General features: G+C 68.8%; 19 protein-coding genes and 1 pseudogene. 12 read left to right on the forward strand and 8 right to left on the reverse strand.

Features of this window, described 5'->3' with window-relative positions; all coding sequences use genetic code 11:
• Window positions 1-397: 397 nt before the first annotated feature.
• Window positions 398-616 carry a hypothetical protein gene (locus tag U5A56_RS11275; RefSeq protein ID WP_135801009.1) on the reverse strand — a complete coding sequence of 73 codons (219 nt, stop codon included), beginning with the start codon at window positions 614-616 and terminating at the stop codon, window positions 398-400.
• Here U5A56_RS11275 and U5A56_RS11280 point away from each other — a divergent pair.
• From U5A56_RS11280 to U5A56_RS11290, 3 genes are all read left to right on the forward strand, one after another.
• Complete coding sequence (locus tag U5A56_RS11280; RefSeq protein ID WP_321922334.1) at window positions 609-7,709, forward strand: autotransporter-associated beta strand repeat-containing protein; 7,101 nt, start codon at window positions 609-611, stop codon at window positions 7,707-7,709. The genes U5A56_RS11275 and U5A56_RS11280 overlap by 8 nt on opposite strands.
• A 156-nt stretch (window positions 7,710-7,865) precedes the next feature.
• Complete coding sequence (locus tag U5A56_RS11285) at window positions 7,866-10,091, forward strand: amylo-alpha-1,6-glucosidase (protein WP_321922336.1); 2,226 nt, start codon at window positions 7,866-7,868, stop codon at window positions 10,089-10,091.
• Window positions 10,092-10,191: 100 nt separating this feature from the next.
• Window positions 10,192-10,446 carry a hypothetical protein gene (locus U5A56_RS11290; RefSeq protein WP_044847902.1) on the forward strand — a complete coding sequence of 85 codons (255 nt, stop codon included), beginning with the start codon at window positions 10,192-10,194 and terminating at the stop codon, window positions 10,444-10,446.
• Window positions 10,447-10,940: 494 nt separating this feature from the next.
• On the opposite strand, the gene penR is transcribed toward U5A56_RS11290, so the two are convergent.
• Window positions 10,941-11,831, reverse strand: a complete 891-nt coding sequence (gene penR, locus U5A56_RS11295) for a beta-lactamase transcriptional regulator PenR (RefSeq protein ID WP_044847903.1) — start codon at window positions 11,829-11,831, stop codon at window positions 10,941-10,943.
• 116 nt (window positions 11,832-11,947) lie between these two features.
• On the opposite strand from penR, the gene blaPEN-bcc reads away from it, so the two are divergent.
• Window positions 11,948-12,841 (forward strand): PEN family class A beta-lactamase, Bcc-type, encoded by an 894-nt coding sequence (gene blaPEN-bcc, locus U5A56_RS11300; protein ID WP_321922339.1) that lies wholly within the window; start codon window positions 11,948-11,950, stop codon window positions 12,839-12,841.
• 520 nt (window positions 12,842-13,361) lie between these two features.
• Here blaPEN-bcc and U5A56_RS11305 read toward each other — a convergent pair.
• From U5A56_RS11305 to U5A56_RS11320, 3 genes are all read right to left on the reverse strand, one after another.
• Window positions 13,362-13,562, reverse strand: a complete 201-nt coding sequence (locus U5A56_RS11305) for a membrane protein (protein ID WP_044847905.1) — start codon at window positions 13,560-13,562, stop codon at window positions 13,362-13,364.
• Window positions 13,563-14,420: 858 nt separating this feature from the next.
• Window positions 14,421-15,797, reverse strand: a complete 1,377-nt coding sequence (locus tag U5A56_RS11315) for an ATP-binding protein (RefSeq protein WP_321922341.1) — start codon at window positions 15,795-15,797, stop codon at window positions 14,421-14,423.
• The gene (locus tag U5A56_RS11320) at window positions 15,794-16,456 is read right to left on the reverse strand and encodes a response regulator (protein WP_044847907.1); all 663 of its coding nucleotides are present in this window, start codon (window positions 16,454-16,456) and stop codon (window positions 15,794-15,796) included. The genes U5A56_RS11315 and U5A56_RS11320 overlap by 4 nt, the downstream gene beginning before the upstream one ends.
• A 227-nt stretch (window positions 16,457-16,683) precedes the next feature.
• Between U5A56_RS11320 and U5A56_RS11325 the strand changes: the two genes are divergently transcribed.
• The 6 genes and pseudogenes from U5A56_RS11325 (at window position 16,684) to U5A56_RS11350 (ending at window position 21,020) form a co-directional block, all read left to right on the forward strand.
• Window positions 16,684-17,037, forward strand: coding sequence for a YgiW/YdeI family stress tolerance OB fold protein (locus U5A56_RS11325; protein WP_044847908.1), 354 nt, complete (start codon window positions 16,684-16,686; stop codon window positions 17,035-17,037).
• 63 nt (window positions 17,038-17,100) lie between these two features.
• Entirely contained in the window at window positions 17,101-17,961 is an 861-nt protein-coding gene (locus U5A56_RS11330) for a MurR/RpiR family transcriptional regulator (RefSeq protein ID WP_044847909.1), read from the forward strand.
• Between the two features lie 60 nt (window positions 17,962-18,021).
• Window positions 18,022-18,135: pseudogene (locus U5A56_RS11335) on the forward strand (GNAT family N-acetyltransferase); the annotation flags it as partial.
• 111 nt (window positions 18,136-18,246) lie between these two features.
• Window positions 18,247-19,107 (forward strand): isocitrate lyase/phosphoenolpyruvate mutase family protein, encoded by an 861-nt coding sequence (locus tag U5A56_RS11340; RefSeq protein ID WP_321922344.1) that lies wholly within the window; start codon window positions 18,247-18,249, stop codon window positions 19,105-19,107.
• A gap of 334 nt (window positions 19,108-19,441) precedes the next feature.
• Window positions 19,442-19,708 (forward strand): YodC family protein, encoded by a 267-nt coding sequence (locus tag U5A56_RS11345; RefSeq protein ID WP_044847912.1) that lies wholly within the window; start codon window positions 19,442-19,444, stop codon window positions 19,706-19,708.
• Window positions 19,709-19,853: 145 nt separating this feature from the next.
• Entirely contained in the window at window positions 19,854-21,020 is a 1,167-nt protein-coding gene (locus tag U5A56_RS11350; protein ID WP_321922346.1) for a cytochrome P450, read from the forward strand.
• Window positions 21,021-21,038: 18 nt separating this feature from the next.
• Here the strand turns inward: U5A56_RS11350 and U5A56_RS11355 are convergent, their stop codons facing one another.
• Complete coding sequence (locus U5A56_RS11355) at window positions 21,039-21,365, reverse strand: superinfection immunity protein (protein WP_044847914.1); 327 nt, start codon at window positions 21,363-21,365, stop codon at window positions 21,039-21,041.
• Between the two features lie 90 nt (window positions 21,366-21,455).
• Window positions 21,456-21,875: a rhodanese-like domain-containing protein gene (locus U5A56_RS11360; RefSeq protein WP_321922348.1), complete on the reverse strand. Its 420-nt coding sequence runs from the start codon at window positions 21,873-21,875 to the stop codon at window positions 21,456-21,458.
• A gap of 111 nt (window positions 21,876-21,986) precedes the next feature.
• Here U5A56_RS11360 and ftrA point away from each other — a divergent pair, with 111 nt between their 5' ends.
• Window positions 21,987-22,961, forward strand: a complete 975-nt coding sequence (gene ftrA, locus U5A56_RS11365; RefSeq protein ID WP_321922350.1) for a transcriptional regulator FtrA — start codon at window positions 21,987-21,989, stop codon at window positions 22,959-22,961.
• A gap of 149 nt (window positions 22,962-23,110) precedes the next feature.
• Entirely contained in the window at window positions 23,111-23,854 is a 744-nt protein-coding gene (locus U5A56_RS11370) for a hypothetical protein (protein WP_321922352.1), read from the forward strand.
• A gap of 67 nt (window positions 23,855-23,921) precedes the next feature.
• Here U5A56_RS11370 and U5A56_RS11375 read toward each other — a convergent pair whose 3' ends face one another.
• Entirely contained in the window at window positions 23,922-26,270 is a 2,349-nt protein-coding gene (locus tag U5A56_RS11375) for an Orn/Lys/Arg decarboxylase N-terminal domain-containing protein (protein WP_321922354.1), read from the reverse strand.
• Window positions 26,271-26,273 lie beyond the last annotated feature (3 nt).

Genomic DNA, 26,273 nt, shown 5'->3' on the forward strand with positions numbered 1-26,273 from the left:
TTGACCTTGCGGCTTTCATTTTTCATTTCAAGGCGGCGGAATCATGTGCGCCGAATGCGAAGGCACTCTGCAAGTGTGTTGAGAATCCATGCTTTCAATTCTTTAAATAAAATGGGTTCGGATTATTTGCACCGACTGCCGCCGTCATCATTTAAATTGAGTCGCGAAAATCCGGTCGGCGATTAGTATGAATTATCGGTGTTTTCACTGATCTCGTGGTGCAGGTAACTTTGCCTGGTATGACGGAATGACCGAAATATCCTTTTAATACAGTCGTTTCACGCGATATCACGAGTAAAAAATACGTATTCCATCGACCTCGCTCCGATAACCAAACATCGACTGGAAAACCCTGTTTATTTGATATAGCCTTGTCTGACAAAAAGCAGGGCGGTAATCAAATCAACCAGAAAGTCGCTGCATAAGAACAAGGGGCCACGATCATGTCGTCCGGTTGAGTTTGCACTCGCAAACGAGAATCGATTAACCCGCAGTTCATCCACGAATAGACCGACGTCGTTCCGCGACCGCCGGAGGGCACGCTTGCGTCCCGGATTTTCCGCCGCCGCCGGATCGATTCACCGGCCATGCCGAGCACGAGGGGAAGCATGAACATTGCGCATTCGAAGAAGAGCGGAGAGCCGTTTCCGAAATTCCTGTTGCCGACGGGCGTCTTCCTGGCCTTGTCCGGCGCGGGCATCGTTCCCGCGTACGCGACCTGCAGCACGGCAGGCACCACCGTCACCTGCTCGGGCGTCGCGAATCCGCTGGCGCCGAGCTATGCAAACAGCGCCAACAACCTGAACGTCACCGTCAATCCTGGCGCGAGCGTCGGCGTGCTGCTGGGCGTCGGCGGCACCGCGATGTCGCTGACCGGCAACAACAACACGCTGACCAACAACGGCACGATCGACCCGTCCGCGCTCGGCTCGGGGCTCGGCGTGCTCTCGAGCGGCGCGGTGCTCGGCAATGCGTCGGCGAGCAATACCACCGTCACCAACAACGGCACGATGCTCGGCTCGACCGGGGTCGCGATCAGCGGCGTGACCGGCATGGCGCTGTCGGTCCAGAACGGCACCGGCGGCACGTCGACCATCAACAACACCGGCACGATCGGTTCGAACCCGCTGGTCGGCGCGACGCTGTCCGGCGCGGATGCGCCGGTGGTCGCCGCATACGGCGGCGGCACGGTCAACATGACGAACAGCGGCACGATCAACGGCCGCGTGTCGCTCGCCACGAACGGCACGCCCGGGGGCGGCAACACGTTCACCAACTCGGGCACGATCAACGGCAGCGTGTCGATGGGCGCGAACAGCACCAACACGTTCAACGCGGTGACGGGCTCGTCGGTCAACGCGGCGGGCGGCACCGGCGGCGCGTTCAACATCACGGTCGGCCCGAACACGCTCAACGTGGCGGCGACGGGGATCGTCGACGGCGGCGCGGGCGGCAACAACACGCTGAACCTCCAGCAGGGCACCTCCGCGAACGGCACGATCGCGATCAACAACTTCGTCAACTTCAATCACCTCGACGTCGCGAGCGGCAACTGGACGATCAACGGCGCGTCGACCGTGCAGGACGCGACGCTGTCGAGCGGCGGCGTCGCGATCATCAACGACAACGCGTCGCTCGGCACCGGCACGATCACGGCCAACGGCGGCGCGCTGCAGGCGGGCACGGCCGGGCTCAACGTGTCGAACAACGTGACGCTCGGCACCGGCCTGACGGTGCAGGGCGCGACCGGGCTCACGCTGTCGGGCACGGTGTCGGGCAGCGGCGCGCTGACGAAGAACGACGGCGGCACGCTGGCGCTGTCGGGTGCCAATACCTATACGGGCGGCACGAACCTGAACGGCGGCAACCTCGTGGTCGGCAACAACGGGGCGCTCGGCACCGGCGCGGTGAACGTCAATGCGTCGGCGTTGCTCGACACGAGCACGAACGTCACGCTCGACAATGCGATCAATCTCAACAACAGCGCGACGCTGACGCTCGGTGGCAGCAACAGCCTCGGGCTGTCCGGCACGATCAGCGGAAACGGCGGCCTCGTGAAGAACGGCGCCGCGACGGCCACGCTGAGCGGCGTGAACACCTACGCGGGCGACACGACGATCAACAGCGGCACGCTCGCACTGAGCGGCGCCGGCAGCCTCGCGGCGACCGGCACGGTGAACCTGACCGGCGCGGGCGCGACGTTCGACCTGAGCGGCGCGTCGGGCGCGCGGACGATCGGAGCGCTGGCGGGAGCGGCCGGCACGAACGTGGACCTCGGCGGCAATTCGCTGACGCTCAACGGCACCATCAACGCGACCTACGCGGGCACGATCGGCGGCTCGGGCAGCGTGACGCTGTCCGGCCCCGGGACGCAATCGCTGACCGGCACGAACGTCTACTCCGGCGGCACGAACCTGAACGGCGGCAACCTCGTCGTCGGCAGCAACACGGCGCTGGGCTCCGGCGCGGTGAACGTCAACGGCTCGTCGACGCTCGATGCGACCACCAACGTATCGCTCGCGAACGGCATCAACGTCGCCACCGGCACGACGCTGACGCTGGGCGGCAGCACCGATCTCGGGCTCGGCGGCACGATCTCCGGCGGCGGCGGGCTCGTGAAGAACGGCGCGGCGGCGCTGACGCTGAGCGGCGCGAACAATTACACGGGCGGCACGACGCTGAACGCCGGCACCCTCGTGCTCGGCAACGCCGCGGCGCTGGGCACCGGCACGCTGACCGTCGGCGGTGCCGCGACGCTCGATGCGAATACGAGCCTGTCGGTCGCCAACGCGATCGATCTCGGCACGGCCACGGCACTCACGCTCGGCGGCAGCAACGCGCTCGCGCTGGGCGGCGTGATTTCCGGCGCCGGCGCGCTCGTGAAGAACGGCGCGGCGACGGTGACACTGACGGGCGCGAACACCTACACGGGCGGCACGACGATCAATGCCGGCACGCTGGCGATCGGCGCGGGCGGCAGCCTGGCGGCGACCGGCACGATGAATCTCGCGAACGCGGGCGCGGCGCTCGACCTGAGCAATGCGTCGGGTGCGCAAACGCTCGGCGCGCTGTCGGGCGTCGCGGGCACGAACGTGAATCTCGGCGCGAACGCGCTGACGCTGGGCGGAACGGCCAGCGGCACGTTCAGCGGCGTAATCGGCGGCACCGGCAGCCTGACGCTGGATGGCACCGGCACGCAGACGCTGAACGGCGCGAGCACTTATTCGGGCGGCACGAACCTCAATAGTGGCGGACTGGTGCTCGGCAACGCCGCGGCGCTGGGCACCGGCACGCTGACCGTCGGCGGTGCGGCGACGCTCGATACGAATACGAACCTGACAGTGGCGAATGCAGTCGGTCTCGGCGCGGGCTCGACGCTCACGCTCGGCGGCAGCAACGCGCTTGGATTGGGCGGTGCGATTACCGGTACGGGCGCGCTCGTGAAGAACGGCGCGGCGACCGTGACGCTGACGGGCACGAACACCTACACCGGCGGCACGACGATCAATGCCGGCACGCTGGCGATCGGCGCGGGCGGCAGCCTGGCGGCGACCGGCGCGATGAATCTCGCGAACGCGGGCGCGACGCTCGACCTGAGCAATGCGTCGGGTGCGCAAGCGCTCGGCGCGCTGTCGGGCGTGGCCGGCACGAACGTGAATCTCGGCGCGAACGCGCTGACGCTGGGCGGAACCGCGAGCGGCACGTACAGCGGCGCGATCGGCGGCACCGGCAGCCTGACGCTGGCCGGCACCGGCACGCAGACGCTGAACGGCGCGAGCACCTATTCGGGCGGCACGAACCTCAACAGTGGCGGACTGGTGCTCGGCAACGCCGCGGCACTCGGCACCGGCGCGCTGAATGTCGGCGGTTCGGCGACACTCGATACGAACACGAACCTGACAGTGGCGAATGCAATCGGTCTCGGCGCGGGCTCGACGCTCACGCTCGGCGGCAGCAACGCGCTCGGATTGGGCGGCGCGATTACCGGTACGGGCGCGCTCGTGAAGAACGGCGCGGCGACGACCACGCTGACGGGCGCGAACACCTACACGGGCGGCACGACGATCAACGCGGGCACGCTCGCGATCGGCGCAGGCGGCAGCCTGGCATCGACCGGCACGATGAACCTCGCGAACGCGGGCGCGGCGCTCGACCTGAGCGGCGCGTCGGGTGCGCAGACGCTCGGTGCGCTGTCGGGCGTGGCCGGCACGAACGTGAGCCTCGGCGGCAACGCGCTGACGCTGGGCGGAACCGCCAGCGGCACGTTCAGCGGCGTGATCGGCGGCACCGGCGGGCTGACGCTCGCGGGTACCGGCACGCAGACGCTGTCCGGCGCGAACACGTATACGGGCGGCACGACGATCAACGGCGGCAGCACGCTGGCGCTGGGCGCGGGCGGCAGCCTCGCGGCGAGCGGCACGGTGAATCTCGCCGGCGCGGGCGCGACATTCGACCTGGGCGGCGCGTCCGGTGCGCAGACGCTCGGCGCGCTGACCGGCGCGGCCGGCACGAACGTGAATCTCGGCGCGACTGCGCTGACGCTGAGCGGCAACGGCAGCAATACCTTCGGCGGTGCGATCGGCGGCACCGGCAGCCTGACGCTGGCCGGCACCGGTACGCAGACACTGACGGGCGCGAACACGTACACCGGCGGCACGACGATCAACGCCGGCACGCTGGCGCTGGGCGCGGGCGGCAGCCTTGCGTCGAGCGGCGCGGTGAACCTGGCCGGCACGGGCGCGACGTTCGACCTGAGCGGCGCAACGGGCGCGCAGACGATCGGCACGCTGACCGGCGCGGCGGGTACGAGCGTGAACCTCGGCGGCAACGCGCTGACGCTGAACGGCAGCACCGCCGGTACATTCGGCGGGACGATCGGCGGCAGCGGCGGCGTGACGGTCGCGGGCGCCGGCACGCAGACGCTGACGGGCGCGAACACGTACACCGGCGGCACGACGATCAACGGCGGCAGCACGCTCGCGCTCGGCGCGGGCGGCAGCCTCGCCGCGGGCAGCACGGTGAACCTGGCCGGCACGGGCGCGACGTTCGACCTGAGCGGCGCCGCAGGCGCGCAGACGCTCGGCACGCTGACCGGCGCGGCCGGCACGAACGTGAACCTCGGCGCGAATGTGCTGACGCTGAACGGCAGCGGCAACGGCACGTTCGGCGGCGCGATCGGCGGCAGCGGCGGCGTGACGCTCGCGGGCACCGGCACGCAGACACTGACGGGCGCGAATACGTATACCGGCGGCACGACGATCAACGGCGGCAGCACGCTCGCGCTCGGTTCGGGCGGCAGCCTCGCGGCGAGCGGCGCGGTGAATCTGGCCGGCGCGGGCGCGACGTTCGATCTCAGCGGCGCAACGGGCGCGCAGACGATCGGCGCGCTGTCGGGCGCGGCGGGCAGCACCGTAAACCTCGGCGCGAATGCGCTGGCGCTGAGCGGTAGCGGCGCCAGCACGTTCGGCGGGACGATCGGCGGCAGCGGCGGCGTGACGCTCGCGGGCAGCGGCACGCAGACGCTGACGGGCGCGAACACCTATACCGGCGGCACGACGATCAACGGCGGCAGCACGCTCGCGCTCGGCGCGGGCGGCAGCCTCGCGTCGACGGGCGCGGTGAACCTCGCCGGCGCGGGTGCGACGTTCGACGTGAGCGGCGCAGCGGGTGCGCAGACGATCGGCGCGCTGTCGGGCGCGGCGGGCAGCACCGTGAACCTCGGCGCGAATGCGCTGGCGCTGAGCGGCAGCGGCGCCAGCACGTTCGGCGGGACGATCGGCGGCACCGGCGGCCTGACGGTCGCGGGCACCGGCATTCAGACGCTGACCGGCAGCAACACCTATACCGGCGGCACGACGATCGCATCGGGCGGCACGCTGCAGCTCGGCAACGGCGGCACGTCGGGCAGCGTGGTCGGCAATGTCGTCGACAACGGCGCGCTGATCTTCAATCAGTCCGCGAACGTGACGCTCGCGAGCGTGCTGTCCGGCACCGGTTCGCTGACCCAGGCCGGCAGCGGGCAACTGACGCTGACCGGTACCAGTACGCTGAGCGGCCCGACCACCGTCGCGGCGGGTACGCTCGCGGTCGACGGTTCGCTCGGCCAGTCGACCGTGACCGTGCAGAACGGCGCGACGCTGACGGGCACCGGCACGGTTGGCGGCTTCGTCGTGCAGGGCGGCGCGTTTGCGGCCGCGTCGCAGCCGGGCGCGGCGCTGAACGTGGCCGGCAACGTCACGTTCCAGCCGGGCTCGACGCTGCAGGTCGCGGTGACGCCGCAGCAGGCCGGCAGCATCGCGGCGGGCGGCACGGCCACGCTGAACGGCGGCACCGTGCAGGTGCTCGCGAACCAGGCCAGCTACCAGCCGACCACGAAGTACACGATCCTCAGCGCATCGGCGGGCGTGCAGGGCACGTTCAGCCAGGTGAATTCGAACTACGCGTTCCTGATGCCGACGCTCAGCTACGATCCGGACCACGTGTACCTGCAGCTCGTCGCGAACGGCACGGCGCTGCCCGATGTCGCGGCGACGCCGAACCAGCGCGCGGTCGCGACCGCGATCGGTGGGCTCGGCGCGGGCAACCCGCTGTACGACACGGTGCTGACGACCGATGCGGCCACCGCGCGGCGCGCCTACGGGATGCTCGACGGGGAACTGCAGGCGAGCCTGAAGAGCATGCTGCTGCTCGACAGCCGCTACGTGCGCGAAGCCGTGACCGATCGCGTGCGCCAGGGCCTCGCGCCCGGAGCGGGGCCGCTCGCCGCGCTGTCGTCGGGCGGTGCCGCGCTGTGCGGCGACAACACAGCCGGCGCGACCGATCCGACGCTGCCGCCGGAACGCCGGATCGGTTCGCGCGCAGGTTGCTACGGCGGCACGCCGTATCAGCCGGTGGTCTGGGGGCAGGCGTTCGGCGGCCGCAGCCGGCTCGCGGGCGACGGCAACGCGTCGACCATCAACCGCAGCATGACGGGCTTCATCGCCGGTGCCGACATGGCGCTCAACGACCAGTGGCGTGCCGGTCTCGCCGCGGGCGTCACGCACAGCTCGCTCGACAACGACCAGAGCGCGTCGGCGTCGGTCAACAGCTACTACCTGTCGCTGTACGGCGGCGCGCAGTACGGTGCGCTCGGCGTGCGCGGCGGCGCGTCGTACACGTGGTACCGCATCAACAGCGACCGCAATCCGGGCTTCGCGGGCTTCTCCGATCACGATTCGGCCGGCTACAACGCGCATTCCGAGCAGGTGTTCGGCGAAGTCGGCTATGCGCTGCCGGTCGGGCCGGTCGCGCTCGAACCGTTCGCGGGTCTTGCCTACGTGAACCTGCATACCGACGGCTATACGGAAACCGGCGGCGCGGCCGCGCTGCAGGCCGGCGGCCAGACGACCCACGTCGGTTTCTCGACGCTCGGCGTGCGCGCGGCCTCGCAGCTCGGCACGCTCGCGAGCGGCACGTTCACCGCGCGCGGGACGGTCGGCTGGCGGCATGCGTTCGGCAACGTGCGGCCGTCGTCGGCGTTCACGTTCGCGAACGGCGGCACGTCGTTCCAGGTGTCGGGCGTGCCGATCGCGCGCGACAGCGCGGTGCTCGAAGCGGGCATCGACGCGACCATCACGAAGCGCCTGACGCTCGGTCTCACGTTCAGCGGCCAGTACGGCAGCGGCGTGCGCGACAACGCGGTGCTCGGCAACATCCTGTGGAAGTTCTGACCGGCGCCTGAGGTGCCTGGGCGCGATCCCGATGCGACGGCGATGCCCGCATCGGGGTCGCGTCTTTTTCGGCGCTGCGCGCGTCCCCCGTTCTGGCCTATCCTGTGCGAAACACGCGACGCGCGCCGCGCGTTGCGCCTCGACACAGGAGCATCGATGCCGAATCACGCCGAAGCCACCACGACGCAGGCGCCGCAAGTCGCGCCCGTCCCCCCGACCCAGGCGACAGGCCCCGCATTCATCGCGCCCGAAGCCGATCCGCAGGCGCTCGCACGCAACAACCAGTACGTGCTGAAATCCGGCGACGCGTTCGTCGTCAGCGACGCGCTCGGCGACGTCGGCGGCCACGACGACGGCCTGTTCGTCGACGACATGCGCGTGCTGTCGACCTGGCGCCTGACGTTCGGCGGCCGCGCGCCGTCGCTGCTGTCGGGCGCGACGAGCGCGGACAACGCGTCGTTCACCGCGCACCTGACGAACCGCCCGCTGCCGCCGCTCGGCGGTCGCGAGACGCCCGAGGGCGTGATCCACATCGAACGGATGCGCGTGCTCGCGGGCGACGTGCTGTACGAAGCGCTGACGCTGACCAACTACGGCGCGAGCGAGGCCGAGGTGCCGCTGTCGCTGTCGTTCGCGGCGGATTTCAAGGACATGTTCGAAGTGCGCGGCACGCCGCGCCCGAAGCGCGGCACGGTGGTTGCGCCGCGCGTCGACGGCGGTGCGGTGCGGCTTCGCTACGACGGCCTCGACAAGGTCGAACGCAACGTGACCGTGCATTTCGCGCCGGCGCCCGACGCGTTGTCGGTCGATCGTGCCGATTACACGCTGACGATCGCCGCGCAGGCGTGCGTGTCGATCTACCTGACCGTCGACGCGACGCTCGGCCGCGCGCACGACGGTGAAGGCCCGGGATGCGGGCGCGTCGCGCTGCGCACCGCGCTCGTCGGCGTGCATCGCGAGATGCGCTCGCGCCGCGAGTCGATGGCGCGCGTGCACACCGGCAATCCGCTGTTCGATGCGTGGCTCGACCGCTCGCTCGCGGATCTCGGGCTGCTCACGACGCAGCTCGATACCGGGCCGTATCCGTATGCGGGCATTCCGTGGTTCTCGACGCCGTTCGGCCGCGACGCGGTGATCACGTCGCTGCAGATGCTGTGGCTGCAGCCGTCGCTCGCGCGCGGCGTGCTGCGCTTTCTCGCGGAGCACCAGGCGCGCGAGACGTCCGCGTTTCGCGATGCGGAGCCCGGCAAGATCATGCACGAATTCCGCCGCAGCGAAATGGCCGCGACGGGGGAGGTGCCGTTCGCGCTCTATTACGGCGGCGTCGACACGACCCCGCTGTTCATCGTGCTCGCGGGCGCGTACGTCGAACACACCGGCGACGATGCGCTGATCGACGAGCTGTGGCCCGCGCTCGAGCGCGCCGCGCAGTGGGTGATCGACAAGTGCGACCGCAATCCGTACGGGCTGCTCGATTACCAGCGCACGTCGGAGCGCGGTCTCGCGAACCAGGGCTGGAAGGACAGCCACGATTCGGTGTTCCACGCGGACGGCCGTTTTCCCGACGGCCCGATCGCGCTCGTCGAAGTGCAGGCGTATGCGTGCGCGGCGCTTGATGCGATGTCGATGTGCTCGCACCGGCGCGGCCACGCGGCCGACGCGACACGCTATGCGCTGCGCGCGAAGGCGCTGCGCGACCAGGTCGAGACGCTGTTCTGGATGCCGGAAGGCCAGTTCTACGGGATCGCGCTCGACGGTCACGGCGACCTGTGCCGCGTGCTGGCGTCGAACGCGGGCCATCTGCTCGCGTTCGGCCTGCCCGACGCCGGGCGCGGCGCGGCGGTCGCCGGCGTGCTCGGCTCGACGCTGTTCCAGACGGGCTGGGGCGTGCGCACGCTCGCGGCGGGCCAGCCGCGCTTCAACCCGATGGCCTATCACAACGGCTCGGTGTGGCCGCACGACAATGCGCTGATCGCGCGCGGGCTCGCGCGCTACGGCGACAAGACGGCCGCGGTGAACCTGCTGCGCGCGCTGTTCGAAGCCGCAGTCAGCTTCGAGATGCGGCTGCCGGAGCTGTTCTGCGGGTTCCCGCGCCGGCGCGGCGAGCCGCCGACCGCCTATCCGGTCGCGTGCCTGCCGCAGGCGTGGGCGGCCGGTGCGCCGTTCATGATGCTGCAGGCGTGTCTCGGCGTGAGCGTCGACGCGGCGCGCCACGAGGTGCGGGTCGAGCGCCCGGCGCTGCCCGAAGGTGTCGACTGGCTGCGCATCGACGAACTGCGCGTCGGCGACGAAACGGTATCGCTGACGTTCCGGCGCGTCGACGGCCAGGTGATCGCGTCGGCGGAGCAGCCGGGGCGGGTGAAGGTGGTCGCGGTGCTGTAGCGCATGCGGCTGCACGGACGTTGCGCGATGTCGTGCCACGTCCGCGCGCAGCGGCATAGAATCGTGACATGACCCTTGAACGATGGCGGAGGCACCTACGATGACGACCGACAACCGGCCCGACGACGGCGAGCAGAAGAAGCTCGAGAACCTGGAAGCGGCGGTCGACCACCTGCACAAGTCGATCGAGTCGCAGAGCATCGCGGCTGGCGCGGCGAAGGGCATCCTGTTCAGCCTGATCGAAACGCTCGGCGCGCTGATCGGCGATCCTGACCTGCCCGAACATGCGCGCTCCGGGTACGAGGCGCTGCGCGACAAGGCGAGCGAATTGCGCCGCGGGCTCGACCGGCATTGACGAAGCGGCAGCCGGCGTCGGCCGCCTGGCCCGCGCCGGTGCTGCCCAATCCTGCACGGCGCGCACAAAACCCCGTGCGCTCAATGAGTTAGCCGGCCGGTGCGCAGGATATCCACAAGCTTGCCAACACAATCTGTGGAGAACCGGCCGGCCCCCGACCGGCCGCGCAAGCGGCGCCGCGAGCCCGCACACGATGACGCGTCATTGACCTGTCTGGCCCGATCTACTGAATCCCCTTTTGTATCAGGATGTTACGCGTCACATTGGTGGAATATCCACAGGCTTGCCAACAAAATCTGTGGATAAGTCTGACGTGATTGCTTCCTGATGGTTGACGATCCGGCGCGCGGCGGCCGCGGCGTCGAAGCCTTTGCGCACGGGCTGCCCGCTGTGTGCGTCGGCGCGATAATTCGTGCGCGATCAACGGGTTAGGCCTCGGGTACCCAGGATATCCACATCCTTGCCAACACAATCTGTGGACAAGCCGGGCCGCATCATTCGACCGGCGCGGTGTCGGCCGCCTCCGCGACGATCCAGTCGCGAAACAGCGTCATCGCCGGCGAGAGCGGCTTCGACTTCAGCGACGTGAGCCAGTAGCCGCCCGCGCGCACGTCGATGTCGAACGGCCGCGCGAGCAGGCCGAGCTGCAGTTCGCGCGCGAACATGCAGGCTGGCGCGAGCGCGATGCCGGCGCCCTGCATCGCGGCCTCGACCATCAGCCGTGACGAATCGAACACGGGCCCGTTCACCGCCCACGGTTCGAGCGGCGCGGCATCGAACCAGCCGAGCCATTCGTCGGTGCGGTACGAGCGCAGCAGCGTTTCGTTCGCGAGATCGGCCGGCCGCGCGAGGCGCCGCGCGATCTCCGGCGCGCACAGCGCGGTGAGCGGGGCGTCGAGCAGCCGCTCGTTGCGCGTCGCCGGCCAGTTGCCTTCCCCGAAGCGGATCGCGAAATCGAGACCCTCGGCCGCGAGGTCGACGACGTTGTTGTGGGTCCGCAGCCGCAGCTCGACGAACGGGTGCGTGTCGCCGAAGCGCTTCAGCCGTGGCATTAGCCAGCCTATGGCAAAGGTGCCGACCGCGCCGAGCGTCAGCACTTCGTGGAAGCGCCCGCCGTCGAACTGCTTGAGCACGGTTTCGATCCGGCTGAATGCGTCGCTGAGCACCGGCAACAGCGCGCGCCCTTCGTCGGTGAGTCCGAGACCGCGCGGCAAGCGGGTGAACAGCGCACAGCCGAGCCGCTCCTCGAGCGAGCGCACCTGCTGGCTCACGGCCGCCTGGGTCACGCTCAGCTCGAGGCCGGCGCGCGTGAAGTTCAGGTGGCGCGCCGACGATTCGAACGCGCGCAACGCATTGAGCGGAAGATGAGGGCGGAGCTTCGTCATAAGAATTTCTTTTGTCAGCGCTCAATTATCGTTGCTTGTCAGGCAACCGTAAAGTCACGATAGTGCTGTCTCGCCGGCCGGCCATTCTGCCTCCACTCCACCACGAGAGACACTCCATGACCTACTCATCGCAACGTCGAACCCTGCTGCTGGCCGCCGCGACGGCGCCGCTCGTCCTGACCGTCAGCGCGTGCGCGTCGCCGCCGGCTGCCGCGCAGGACGTTTCGTCCGCGACGTCGTTTGCCGCGCTCGAGCGCGCGGCGGGCGGCCGTCTCGGCGTGTGCGCGATCGACACCGCGGGCGGCCGGCGCGTGCAGCATCGCGCGGACGAGCGCTTCCCGTTCTGCAGCACGTTCAAGGCAATGCTGAGTGCGGCGGTGCTCGCGCAGAGCGTCGAGCGCCCGGGGCTGCTGCAGCAGCGCGTGGCCGTTGCGCAGTCCGATCTCGTGAACTACTCGCCGGTGTCGGGCAAGCATGTCGGCACCGGGATGACCGTCGCCGAGTTGTGCGAGGCGGCGATCCAGTACAGCGACAACTCGGCCGCGAACCTGGCGATGAAGCTGATCGGCGGGCCGTCGGCGGTGACCGCGTTTGCACGTTCGATCGGCGACGACATGTTCCGGCTCGATCGCTGGGAGACCGAACTGAACACCGCGTTGCCGGGCGACCCGCGCGACACCACGACGCCGGCCGCGATGGCCGCGAGCCTGCGCCTGCTCACGCTCGGCGATGCGCTGCCGCCCGCGCAGCGTGCGCAGCTCGTCGCCTGGCTGCGCGGCAACAAGGTCGGCGACAAGCGGATTCGCGCGGGCGTGCCGGCCGGCTGGCAGGTGGCCGACAAGACCGGCACCGGCGACTACGGGACGACGAACGACGCGGGCGTGATCTGGCCGCCGTCGCGCGCACCGATCGTGCTCGCCGTGTATTACACGCAGACGCGTGCCGATGCGAAGGCGAAGGACGACGTGATCGCGGCCGCCGCGCGCATCGCGGTCGCGACGTTCGCGTGAGCGGGCGGCGCGGCGCGCGTTCATCGATGAATGCACGGAACGACGAAGCGATGTGTCGATGAATGCACGCGGTGCCGCAGTCGTGACCGGCATGTCGAAACGTTGTGCGATCAACGACTTAGGTCACGCATGCTCAGGATATCCACATCCTTGCCAACAAAAATTGTGGACAAGCCCGCGCGCGGCCGCGTTCCTCGCGCAGCGGGCGCGGCGCCGGCGTGCGTGAGGCTTGCCTGCCCGGTTCGAAGCGGCACGGACAAAACCTTTCGGATCAAGCGCTTGTGCGTGGTATGCGCAGGCTATCCACACGCTTGCCAACACAATCTGTGGACAAGCGGCGTGGCGCGCGCGACATGCGGTCCGTCGCGTCGCGCGACGATGCGTGAACGGCACATCGTGTGGCCGCGTGCCCGATTCGAAGCGGCGCGGACAAAGTCTTACGGATCAAGCGCTTGATCGCGGTATGCGCAGGCTATCCACATGCTTGCCAACACAATCTGTGGACAAGCCCGCCCGATGTTCAGCCATGCCGATCGTCGACCGAGGGCCAGCGCGCGAACGCGAACACCCACAACATGATGAAGTTCAGGACCGGGACGAACATCGTCAGGATCCACCAGCCTGAATGCCCGGTACGCCGAACGATGCGGACATACGGATAGACGACGATCGCGACGAGCACGAGCGAGACGATCAACTGCCCTGCGGTGAAGTGTTCCATGGTCTTCCTCGGAATGATGTGTCGTTGTCCGATGCGGGCGCAACGGCCGGCACCGTGGTGCCGCTGCGTGAAGTCTCGCGATGCGTGGCGCGTGCGGCTCGTGTGATCGTGACGCGTGGCAGGTGCGGGCGTCAAGCGGCGGGCAGGTGCCGCTGTTGCGCCGGATCGTCCGTCTGCGCGCGCGGGCGAACCGCGTGCTGCCGCAACGGTGACGCGGCGCATGAATCATTGGCCGATCAACGGGTTAGCCGATGCGTGCGCAGGATATCCACAAGCTTGCCAACAAAATCTGTGGGTAAGTGCTGCGACGATCGCATCGCACATCATTGGGGCATCGACGTGGCATCGTGATGCGAAGTGCGGCGAACCGGCGCGTGTGACGGCCCGGCGCGCGCCGCGTCTGCATCACGCGTGCCAAAGTCCGTCGGATCAACGGCTTAGCGTTGCGGTGCGCAGGATATCCACAAGCTTGCCAACATTTTCTGTGGAGAAGTCCGCGTGGCGATCGCGCGGCGCGGCACATCGTGCAAACCGCCTCGTCTGCCGGATCCACCGTGAAGATGTTGAGGAGCACGACGGGTTGCGCGTCGACGCCGAGCTGTTGCCGGATCGGGAAGTTCGGGTCCATCGATTTGAAATGTGGCATTGGGCGCCCCTGCAAGTAGTGCGGCGACGACTCGGAGGGAAGGGATCGGTACGCGATGTCGCGTCGAGGCGAGCGCCTGCTCGGCGCGGGTTGGCGCATTCGCTGCGCACGGCCGCCAAACCCTTTCGGATCAATGGCTTGCTGCCGTTAGCGGCCGGTTGTCCACAAGCTTGCCAACACAATCTGTGGAAAAGCGGCCCGTCGGGCGTGTGTCAGGCCGGCGCCGGAAAGCGCACCGTCACGGTCAGCCCGCGCCCGCCTTGCGTCGTGCCGAGCGCGACGGTTGCGCGATGCTGTTCGGCGATCCGCTTGACGATCGACAGCCCGAGCCCGCTGCCCGACGACGTGACCGCCTGCGCGCCTTCGCCGCGATAGAAGCGCTCCCACACGTCCGTGCGCTCGGCTTCCGGAATGCCGGGGCCGTCGTCGGCGACTTCGAGCACGGGCGTCGCGCCGTCGAGACGCGCGGACACGTCGACGCGCGCGCCGACGCCCGCGTAGCGGATCGCGTTGTCGACGAGGTTGTTCAGCAGCACGCGCAACGTGTCGATGTTGCCGGCGGCCATCACCGGCGACGACACGATCGCGCCGAGGTCGATGCGGTGCGCATCCGCGACGCGCGTGCGCTCGGCGACCACCGAGCGGCACAGCGCGGCGAGATCGACGGGCGCGGAGGCCGTGGCGGACGCCTGCGCGTCGGGTTCGAGGCGCGCGAGCGTCAGCAATTGTTCGGCGAGGTGGCCGAGGCGTGTCGTGCCCGCATGGATCTGCGCGAGGATCTGCTCGCGTTCGTCGGCCGTCGACGCGCGCCGCAGCAATTGCGACTGGATCGACAGCCCCATGATCGGCGTGCGCAATTCGTGCGCGGCATCGGCGATGAAGTGCCGCTGCAGCGTGAACGAACGGTCGAGCCGCGCGAGCAGGTCGTTGATCGCTTCGGCGAGCGGGCGGACTTCGTTCGGCATCGACGCGACGTCGACCGGCTCGAGATTGTTCGCATTCCTGCGCTTCAGGCCGGCCGCGATCGTGCGCAGCGGCCGCAGCCCCGCGCCGATGCCGAACCACAGCCCGATCGCGAGCACCGGCAGCATCGAGAACACCGGCCACAGCAGGTGCACCGCGATGCCAGCGATCGCTTCCCAGCGCGCGTGGCGCGCCTGCGCGAGCCGGATCGTCGTGCCGCCGCGTTCGGTCACGTAGGTGCGCCACGGCTGGCCGCCGACGTCGACGCTGCCGATGCCCGTCTGCGCGGGCGGCGGCAGCGCGGACTTGCGATCGGTCGAATACACCAGCGTGCCGTTGCGCCAGACCTGCAGCAGCACGGCGTCGGGGTCACCGGCCTCGAATTCGTGCTTGCCGTCGCGATGGTTGCTGAACGACAGTTCGCCGTTCGGGCCGACGACGATCTGCTTCGACATGCTGCGCATCTGGTCGTCGAGGAGATCGTCGAGCTCGCGCAGTGCGCCCCAGTAGGTGCCCGCGCTTGCGACCAGCCCGATCACGCACGCGGCCGGCAGCAGCCACGTCAACAGGCGCCGCCGCAGCGATGCGCTGCGCCAGCGCGCGATCGCGTGTTGCAGACGCATCATGCGGCGTCACCGATCCGGTAGCCGACGCCGCGCACCGTGCGGATCATGTCGTGGCCGAGTTTTTTGCGCAGGTTGTGGATGTGTACCTGCACCGCGTTGCTCTCGATTTCCTCGCCCCAGCTGTACAGCCGTTCCTCGAACTGTTCGCGCGAGATCACGGCGCCGGGGTCGCGCATCAGTTCGTGCAGCAGCACGAACTCCTTCGGCGACAGCGTGACTTCTTCGTCGTTGAGCCAGACCAGGTGCTTGACCGGATCGAGCCGCAGCGGGCCGATCGCGAGCGTCGTCTGCGCGCGCCCCGCATGGCGGCGATTGACCGCGCGAATGCGGGCGAGCAGTTCCTCGAGCACGAACGGCTTGACGAGGTAGTCGTCGGCACCGCTGTCGAGGCCGGCGATGCGGTCCGGCACGCCGTCGCGCGCGGTGATGATGATCGCGGGCAGGGTTTCGTCGCGGCGGCGCAGCGACGCGAGCACCGACAGGCCGTCGCGGTTCGGCAGCCCGAGGTCGAGCAGCAGCAGGCCGTAGCCGGTCGAGCGCAGCGCGAGCGTCGCGGCGTCGCCGTCCTTGACCCAGTCGACCGCGAAGCCTTCCTGTTTGAGGCCCTGTTCGAGCCCGCTGCCGATCAGCGGATCGTCCTCGACGAGCAGTACGCGCATGGATTCGTGTCTGTTGGCGGGCGCGGGCGCCCCGGGGTTCCCATGATAAGCGCAGGTGTCTTAGGCGGAGCTTAAACACGGGCGCCTGCGTGCGTTCGCGCACTGGAACGTTGCGACGGCATGCCGCGGCGCACGGTCTTCAGCTTTGCTTAATCTTACGGTCCGTAATCTGAGGCCGTCGCGTTCAACGGAGCGCGGCGCACTCGAAAAAATGGAGGAACGAGATCATGAAACACCTGACGAGAATCCTGGCGGTCGCGCTTGCCGTGCTGCCCGCCGCCGTCTACGCGCAATACACGGGGCCGTCCGCGCTGACCACGACGACCGTGAAGGAACTGCTCGCGAACGGCAAGGACGACCAGCACGTGCAGTTGCAGGGGCGCATCGTCAAGCATGCCGGCGGCGAGGACTACGAGTTCGCCGATGCGACGGGCACGATCCGCGTCGAGATCGACCACAAGCTGTGGGCGGCCGGCCAGCCCGTCAGCGACAAGAACGAGGTGAAGCTGACCGGCGAGTTCGAGCGCAAGTGGTCGGGCAAGGTGAAGGTCGACGCCGATCACGTCGAAGTGCTGCGCTGACCGGTGCACCGGTGCATACGGGGCCGGTGATACCATGGACGACCGGTTCCCGTTCTCACCAAGATGGCTGCCAATTTCGATGAACTCGCGTCCCGGATCCGGGCGCAATTTTCCGAACTGAGCCCGCAATTCCAGGCGGGCGCTGCATTTCTGCTCGATCATCCCGACGAGGTCGCCACCTCGTCGATGCGCAAGGTCGCGCAGCGCGCGCAGGTTCAACCCGCATCGCTCGTGCGGCTCGCGCAGCAATTCGGTTTCCCCGGCTGGAACGAGCTGCGCGACCTGTGCGTCGCGCGCGTGCGCACGCGTCCCGAGCCGCTCACGCAGCGGGCGCGTTCGCTCGTGCGGCCCGACGCGAAGGCGTCGCTCGCGCACGACCTGCTCGCCGCGCAGCAGCACAATCTTGCCGCCACCGCCGCACAAAACGGGCACGCGCTCGCGGACGCCGCGAAGCTGATCCGCAAGGCGTCGCACGTGCATGTCGCGGGGTTCCGGTCGTGCTATCCGGTTGCGTTCGGTTTCGTGTACGGCTACCGGCTGTTCCGGCCGACCGTGTCGTTGCTCAACGGTGTCGCCGGCTCGCTCGAGATGGAATTGCGCACGATCGCGAAGCAGAGCGTGACCGTGATCATCAGTTTCGCGCCGTATTCGGCGGAAGCGACGCGCGTCGCGCAGGCGGCGAAAGCGCAGGGCAGCAGGATCGTCGCGATCACCGACAGCGCGGTGTCGCCGATCGCGCTGCATGCGGACGCGCAGCTGATCTTCACGCACGACAGCCCGTCGTTCTTTCCGTCGCTGGTCGCCGCGCATGCGATGGCCGAGGCGCTGGTCGCGCAGTTGCTGGCGCTCGAAGGCAGCGATGCGATCACGGCGCTCGAGCGCACGGAAGCGGAACTGCATGCGAAGGGCGCGTATGTCGTGTAGCCGCACGCGCGGCTTCCACTGTTTTCCGCTCCCGTTTTTCTCCTTGATCCGACGTAACCGATGACGTTCACCTACGACGTGACCGACGCCGGCGATGCGGACGTCCGCAAGCAGATCGCGGCGCCGCTCGTCCGGTTCAACGAAAGCCAGGCCGGCCCGGCCGACTTCCGGCCGCACACCGCGCCGCGCGCGCGGCCCTGACATCCGCATCGATATTTCATCGCGACCTGAACCGTCTCGTACCGCGCGCGCGTATGCTGGCGTCTCCATTCCGAGGAGACGTCAATGTCCGATTCCAACGTGCAGTTCCGCCAGGCCGAAACCTTCCGCGCGCTGCACGCGCGCCCCGGCGCCTTCATCATCCCGAACCCGTGGGATGCCGGGTCCGCCCGGCTGCTCGCGATGGCCGGCTTCGAATCGCTCGCCACCACGAGCGCCGGTTTCGCGTTTTCGAGAGGGCGGCCCGACAACGCGATCGGCCGTGACGAAATGCTCGCCCACATCGCGGAGATCGTCGCGGCGGGCGGCCTGCCGGTCAGCGCCGATCTCGAGAACGGCTTCGGCGACGCGCCCGACACGGTCGCCGAGACGATCCGCCTGGCGGCCGGCGCCGGCGCGGTGGGCGGCTCGATCGAGGATGCGACCGGCAGCGCCGATGCACCGATCTATCCGTACGACGCGGCGGTCGAGCGCATCGCGGCGGCGGTCGACGCGGCGCGCGCGCTGCCGTTTCCGTTCACGCTGACCGCGCGTTGCGAAAACTACCTGCACGGCCGCCACGACCTGGCCGACACGATCGCGCGGCTGGTCGCGTACCGTGACGCGGGCGCTGACGTGCTGTACGCACCGGGCGTGACCGATCCCGACGAGATCGCGGCGCTTACGCGCGCGGTCGGCGCGCCGGTCAACGTCGTGATGGGGCTGCAGGGCGGGTTGCTGAGCCTCGAGGCGCTCGCGGCGCTCGGCGTGAAGCGCGTCAGCGTCGGCGGCGCGCTGGCGCGGGCCGCATTCGGTGCGTTCCTGCGCGCCGCAACGGAAATGGCGCGCGACGGCACGTTCACGTTCACGCAGGCGGCGGTGCCGGGCCGCGACCTCAATCGCTGGTTTTCGGCGCCGGACAATTCGCCCGTTCAGTTCGAACAATAAGGGCCGGTGAAACGTGGGAACGTTTCCAACCGAAAGCTGATTGACGGTAATCAATCGAAACTGCTGCCGATTTGAAGTTCGATGACGGCGCGAAAACCATCGATTATTCTCCGTATTCCGGCGGTGCGACCGGAACCGGCACGCAAGCCGCGCCGGTTCTGGCGTCAGCCGCCCGCCACGCGAACCGGTGCCGCATATTGTTGCGATTTTCCGGTCGCTGTTTTTTTCGTATTCGGGAGTTGCCGGTTATTTATCGGATTGGTAATCTCCCGCATATCCGAATGACCTGCCAGCGGGCCGCCGGAAAATGAATATATAAAAAATCGAGAGAGCGATGACAATCCGAGAAAATCACCGCAGTGGCGTTCGCGTCGGCGATGTCGTGACGCTGAAAACCGGCGGGCCGCGCATGACCGTCACCTACGCGGGGCCGGTCGTGTTCGACGATGCCGACTGGCTGATCTGCCAGTGGTTCGACGACAGCGGCCACTTCCGGCAGGAAATGTTTCATCACGAAACGGTAGTGCCCGAACCGCGCGCGATTTCCGCCGGGCGCGTCCGCGTGCGCATGCAGGGGCACCGCTACCGGTCGGCAGCCTGACGACGCGCCCGTCGCGGCGCCGCGCCGCTTGCCGGCCGCAGGTTGCCATGTCGCCGTGGCCCGCCGTGCCGGCATGCCGACGACATCCACGACATTTCACGTCAACCCGAAACATGCGGCGGCCCGGCGCGCCGATACTGCACGCATGAACCCGACCCATCCGATTGCCGCGGTCACGCACCGCGATCCCTACCCGTATTACGCGACGCTCGTCGACGGGCCGCCGCTTGCGTTCGACGCCTCGCTCGGCCTGTGGGTCGCGAGCCGGGCGGCGAGCGTGACGGCCGTGCTCGGCCACCCGGCGTGCCGCGTCAGGCCGCTCGATGCGCCGGTACCGCCCGCGTTGCGCGGGTCGACGGCGGGTGCGCTGTTCGGCGAACTGGTGCGCATGAACGACGGCGCATTGCGGCACGACGTGCCGAAGCAGGCGCTGCGCGCGGCGTTCGCGCCGATCGATGCGAACGAGTTGCGCGAACGGGCCGCCCAACTCGCCGGCAGCCGGCTGCGCGCGCCGTATGACGCCGATGCACTGAACGCGTGGTGCCTGACGGTGCCTGTCTGCGCGGTCGCCGATCTGCTCGGCTTCGACAGCGCGCAACTCGACGATATCGCCGCGCTGGTCGTCGACTTCGTCGCCGCGCTGTCGCCGCTGTCGGACGACGCCGCGCTGGCCCGCGCGAGCGAAGCCGCGCGGCAACTGCTCGACCGGATGACGGAACGCGTCGCGTGCACACGGGCCCAGGACGGTTCACTCGTCGCCGCGGTTCAGCAGGCGGCCGGCGCCGCGGGCTGGCACGCGAGCGGCGCGCTGGTCGCAAATCTGGTCGGGTTGCTGTCGCAGACGTGCGAGGCGACGGCCGCGTGGCTCGGCAACGTGCTGGTCGCATGGGATGGCACGGACGGCGAACGCGCGATGCCGGATACGGCCGCCCTCGACGCATTCGTCGCCGAGGTCGGCCGATTCGATGCGCCGGTGCAGAACACGCGCCGCTTCGTCGCGGCGCGCACGACGATCGACGGCGTGACCGTCGATGCCGGTGCGGCCATCCTGGTCGTGCTCGCGGCGGCGAACCGCGATCCGGCCGTGCATCGCGAGCCGCACCGATTGCTGCCGGGCCGCGCGCCGGGGCCGAACTTCGGGTTCGGCACGGGGCCGCACGGCTGTCCGGGCGAGCGGATCGCGCGGGCGGTGACGGCGGGGGCGTTCGGCGCGTGGTTGCGCGCGGGCGGTGACGCGCCGCGCGACAGGCTGGTGTGGGACTACCGGGCCTCGACCAATGTCAGGATGCCGAAGTTCGGCGCGGCGAGGTAAGCGGAACGGCGGGACTGCCTAGCGGCAACCTTGCTTCTCGGCCCATTGTTGCTGGGCGGCGACGCGGCGTTGCACGCGTTCGACGAGACCGGTCGAGAAGGTCCGCATGCTGATGCCGCGGCGCTTCGCGAGGATGGTTTGCGCGACGTCGGTCTGCGGGTTCGGCTGGCATGCCCAGTACAGCGTCATCAGCCAGCCGATGCCCGTCCACGCGAACAGCGCGTTGAACATCGCGATCGTCAGCTTGTCGTGCCGGCTGCGCCGATCGGCGACGATGGCCGGAAGAAAATAGAGCGCGATCGCTGCGACCGAACCGGCCACCTGAATCAGGACTGTGTGTTCCATGTTGCTGCTCCGTCCGAACTGCAATGAGGCTGATTGTCGCGCTTTTTCCGTTCGTGTGCCGGCAATTGATTGTTGCGTTTTCAATAACGATCAGCGCATGGCGACGCCCTCCGGCTGCACTTCGTTGCTCAACGCGAAACCTTCGTCGAGCCAGCCCGTGACGCCGCCGATCATCAGCTTCACCGGGCGGCCGAGGCGCGCGAGCCGGATCGCCGCGCGCGCGGCGCCGTTGCAGTGCGGGCCCGCGCAGTAGACGACGAACAGCGTGTCGGCCGGATGGTCGGCGAGCTTGCCGGCGACGATCTTGCGGTGCGGCAGATTGCGCGCGCCGGGCACGTGTCCGGCCGCAAACTGTTCCGGACCCCGGACGTCGAGCAGCACGAAATCCGGCGCGCCGGACGCAAGTGCATCGTGGACGTCCCAGCAATCGGTCTCGAAGCGCAGCGATGCGTCGAAGTGCGCGAGGGCGGTGGCGCTGTCGGCGGCGGGGACGTCGGTGACGTATGACATGAAAGGCGCTCCTGAAGGACGGCGCGGAATGCGCCGGAATGAAGGGCAGTATCGCGGTTCGGCGGCCGTCGCGGCAGTGGCGCGATCGACAAGTTCCGGTAACATCGCGCCATGCACAATCATCTCGTCGTCGCGCTCGCCTACGATCGCCTCTGCACCTTCGAGTTCGGCTGCGTGGTCGAACTGTTCGCGCTCGAACGCCCGGAACTCTGCGTCGACTGGTATCGCTTCGCGGTCTGCGCGAGCGAGCCCGGGCCCGTGCGCGCGGCGGGCGGCATCACGGTCGCCGCGCCGTACCGGCTCGCGATGCTCGATCGCGCGGACACCATCGTGATTCCCGGCTGGCGCGATCCGGACGAGCTGCCGCCGGAGCCGCTGCTGAAGAAGCTGCGTGCCGCGCATCGTCGCGGCGCGCGGCTCTGTTCGATCTGCTCGGGCGTGTTCGTGCTCGCGGCGGCCGGCGTGCTCGACGGGCTCACCGTGACCACGCACTGGCGCTACGCCGAGCGCCTGCAGGCGCGCTATCCGGCGCTGCGCGTGAATCCCGATGCGCTGTACGTCGACGAAGGGCAGATCGTCACGTCGGCCGGCTCGGCGGCGGGGCTCGACATGCTGCTGCATCTCGTGCGCCGCGATCACGGCGGCGCGATCGCGAACCGCGTCGCGCAGCGCCTCGTGCTGCCGCCGCATCGCGACGGCGGCCAGGCGCAGTTCGTGCCGCGCCCGGTCGCGCCGGGCGGCAGCGACCGGCTCGCGAAGCTGATCGACTGGATGCGCGCGCACGCGGCCGAGCCGCACACGCTCGCGTCGCTGGCCGCGCAGGCCGCGATGAGCACGCGCACGCTGCAGCGGCAGTTCGCGGATGCAACGGGGATGTCGCCGCTCGCATGGCTGATCCGCGAGCGCGTGAACGTCGCGAAGGACATGCTCGAAGCGCATCCCGGGCTGTCGCTCGCGCAGATTGCCGCGCGCGCCGGGTTCGGTTCCGAGGAATCGTTGCGCCGGCATTTCCGGCGCGTCGCGGCGACGAGCCCGGCTGCGTACCGGCGTGGGATGGATCGCGGTGTGAGGTCCACGGACGCGTGATTGTCGCGTCTTTCCGTGCAGCGGCGGAATCAGTCCGTCGTTTGCTTCTTGTCGACTTCGAGCACGCGTAAGATGGCGATCGCCGTGCGGCGACCGTAGATGCGGCGCCGCCATTCCCGCTCGCAACGACAACGACAAGGACAATCATCATGGGCCTGCTGGGCAAGCTGTTCGGAAAGAAAACGCGTGACGAAGCGGCAGCGCCTGCGCGTTCCGCGCACGACGCACGCGGAGCGTCGGAAGCAACGGAAGGATCCGGCGATACGAACGAACGAGGCGGCCCCGACATCGCGCCGGAACTCGCGCCCGCGCTGAGGGCATTCCAGGCCGGCCGGCACGAGGATGCGATCGCGGCCGCCGCGCCGCACGTGGAGCGGCTGGCCGACGCGGCGCGCCTGTGCGCGCTGTCGTACTCGGCGATGAAGCGTTACCGGGAAGCGTTCCCGTACTGGCTCGCGCTGTTCGACCACGAGCCGAGCGCGCACAACGCGGTGCAGCTCGCGACGACGTCGGTGATGTGCGACGAAGTGGAGCGCGGCGAAGCGTGGATGCAGAAGGCCGCCGAGGTCAATCACGACACGCACGAGCAGTCCGACGTCGCGGCGCGCGTGAACTTCATTTCGGCGCTGATGCAAGGCGGCCACCTGCGCGAGGCGCTGCCGCATCTCGCGTGGGTGCGCGACGTGTACGGCCACGTGCGGATCACCGATTCGACCTTCCTCTACATGCGCGGCATTCCGTTCTTTTCGTCGTTCCTCGAGAACAGTCTCGAGATCCTGAAGGCCACGCAGCCGGCCGACGCGATCGCGCCGTGGTACGGGGAACTGAAGGGCAAGCTCGACGAAGAAGGCGAAGCGCAGCTTGCTGCGTGGGTTAATCAGTTGCCGGCATGACCGGCCGGTTCATCGCGCGTCGCGACGCCTGCCGCATCCTGCCGGCGCGGCGTCGCGGCGCGCATGCTCAGCGCGTGTTGGTATTGCGGGTATCGCGCGCGGTTTGCTTGATGCACGCGATCCGGTACACGCCGTCCTCGACTTCGACGCCATGCGTGTCGTGCGTGAAGCCGGGGAAGCGCAGGTCGTACTGCTCGAGCGCCTTCAGGTAGCCGAGCAGCGGGCCGTCGGCCGGCCCCGCGTTCTCGCCGGGCATCAGCAGCGGAATGCCGGGCGGATAGGGCACCACGCCCGTCGCGACGGTGCGGCCCGCCATCTCGGCGAGTTCCAGCATCTCGATGTCGTTGTGCACGAGATGCTCGTACGCCTCGGCCGGGCTGAAGTCGGGCTGCGGCAGCGTCGAGAAGCCGCGCGACATCATCTCGGTCGTCTTCAGGTCGCTCATCGCGCTGAACATCAGGTCGCACAGGTCGCGCAGGCCGAGCGTGCCGTAGCGGTCCGGATAGCGCGCGACGAGCTCCGGCAGCGCCTGCTCGAGCGGCGCGTTCGCATCGTAGTCGCGCTTGAAGTCGAGCAGCGTGTTGACGAGCGTGCCCCACTTGCCTTTCGTCACGCCGAGCGAGAACAGGAACAGGATCGTGAAGTCGGTCGTCTTCTCGACGACGATGCCGTGCCGGTCCAGGTACGCGGTGACGACCGACGCCGGAATGCCGACCGGCATCAGCCCGCCGTGCGGCGCGACGCCCGGCGTGACGATCGACACCTTGATCGGATCGAGCATGCAGTAATCGTCCTCGATCTCGCCGAAGCCGTGCCATGTGTCGCCCGGATGCAGCACCCAGCATGACGGATCGGTGGCGAGCAGCGTTTCGTCCGCTTCATGGAAGCGCACGCGCCGGCCCGTCTTGCGATCGACCACGGTGTCCGGCTGCCAGCCGTTGAAGAACCAGTCGTCGTTCTCCTCGCATTCCGCATGCAGCCGCGCGAGCATCCGGCGGAACGACACGGCCTCGCGGATCGCGTCGGTGGTCAGCGCCTCGCCGCCGGGGCCGTCCATCATCGCGGCGCTCACGTCGTTCGACGCGATGATCGCGTAGTTCGGCGACGTCGATGCATGCATCATGTACGCCTCGTTGAAGCGCGCGTGCTCGATCGGGTTGCGGCCGTTGCGGACATGGATGAACGACGCCTGCGACAGCGCGGCGAGCAGCTTGTGCGTCGACTGTGTCGCGAACACGGTCGGCTTGCTCGCGTCGTGCTGCGACGGATCGCCGTGCATCGCGTGGCGATCGCGGTAGATCGGGTTGAAGCGCGCGTAGCCGTACCATGCCTCGTCGAAATGCAACCGGTCGACGCTCTGGCCGAGCAGTTCCTCGATGCGCGTGACGTTGTAGCAGAGGCCGTCGTACGTCGAGTTCGTGATCAGCGCATGCACGGGCGTCGGGTCGATGCCGTCGCGGCCGCGCACGAGCGGGTTCGCGTCGATCGCGAGACGCACGGCGGCGGCCGTGAGCCGTTCCGGCATGATCGGCCCGATGATCCCGTAATGATTGCGCGACGGAATCAGGTAGGTCGGAATCGCGCCCGACATCGTCATCGCATGCTCGGCCGACTTGTGGCAGTTGCGATCGCACAGCGCGACCTGGTTGCGCGTGACGCTCGCCATCAGGATCACGCGGTTCGACATCGACGAGCCGTTCGTCACGTGATACGTGCGGTGCGCGCCGAACACGCGCGCCGCGTAGCGTTCGCTTTCGCCGATCGGGCCCGAGTGATCGAGCAGCGAGCCGAGTTCGCCGACCGAGATCGACAGGTCCGAGCGGAACAGCGCTTCGCCGAAGAATTCGAAGTACGCGCGGCCGACCGGCGATTTCAGGAACGCGGTGCCGCCCGTGTGGCCCGGCGTGTGCCACGAGTATTCGTACACGCGCGAGAACTGCGCGAGCGCGCGGAACATCGGCGGCAGCACGGTTTCGCGGTAGCGTTCGATCGCGGCGACGATCCGCCCGCCGATGAATGCGGTCGTGTCCTCCAGCATCCAGATGAAGTCGTCGGCCTTGCGCATCGCGTCGACGGGAATCGCCGCCGCGCTCGCGCGGCTCGCGAGCAGGAACACCGGCACCGTCGCATTGCGCGCGCGCATCGCGTCCAGCACGGCCTGCGCGGGCGCATGAGCGGGATCGTTGCCGAGCTCCCAGTTGAGCAGCAGGCACTGGATCGCGGGATCGGCGTCGACCACCGCGCGTGCGTCTTCGGCTGAGGTTGCGATCACGACGTCGACGAGCCGCGTGCGCAATTCTTCGACGAGCGCGGTGGCCGCGCGTCCGGTGGCCGTGCGTTCGTCGATGTCGTGCTGCACGAGCAGCGCCTTCATGCCGAGGCGGCGGAACGCCGGTTGGGTCAAGGAAGCGGTCATGGG

Origin of the sequence: Burkholderia sp. BCC1998, from assembly GCF_905339875.1 — a bacterium.
GTDB lineage: Bacteria > Pseudomonadota > Gammaproteobacteria > Burkholderiales > Burkholderiaceae > Burkholderia.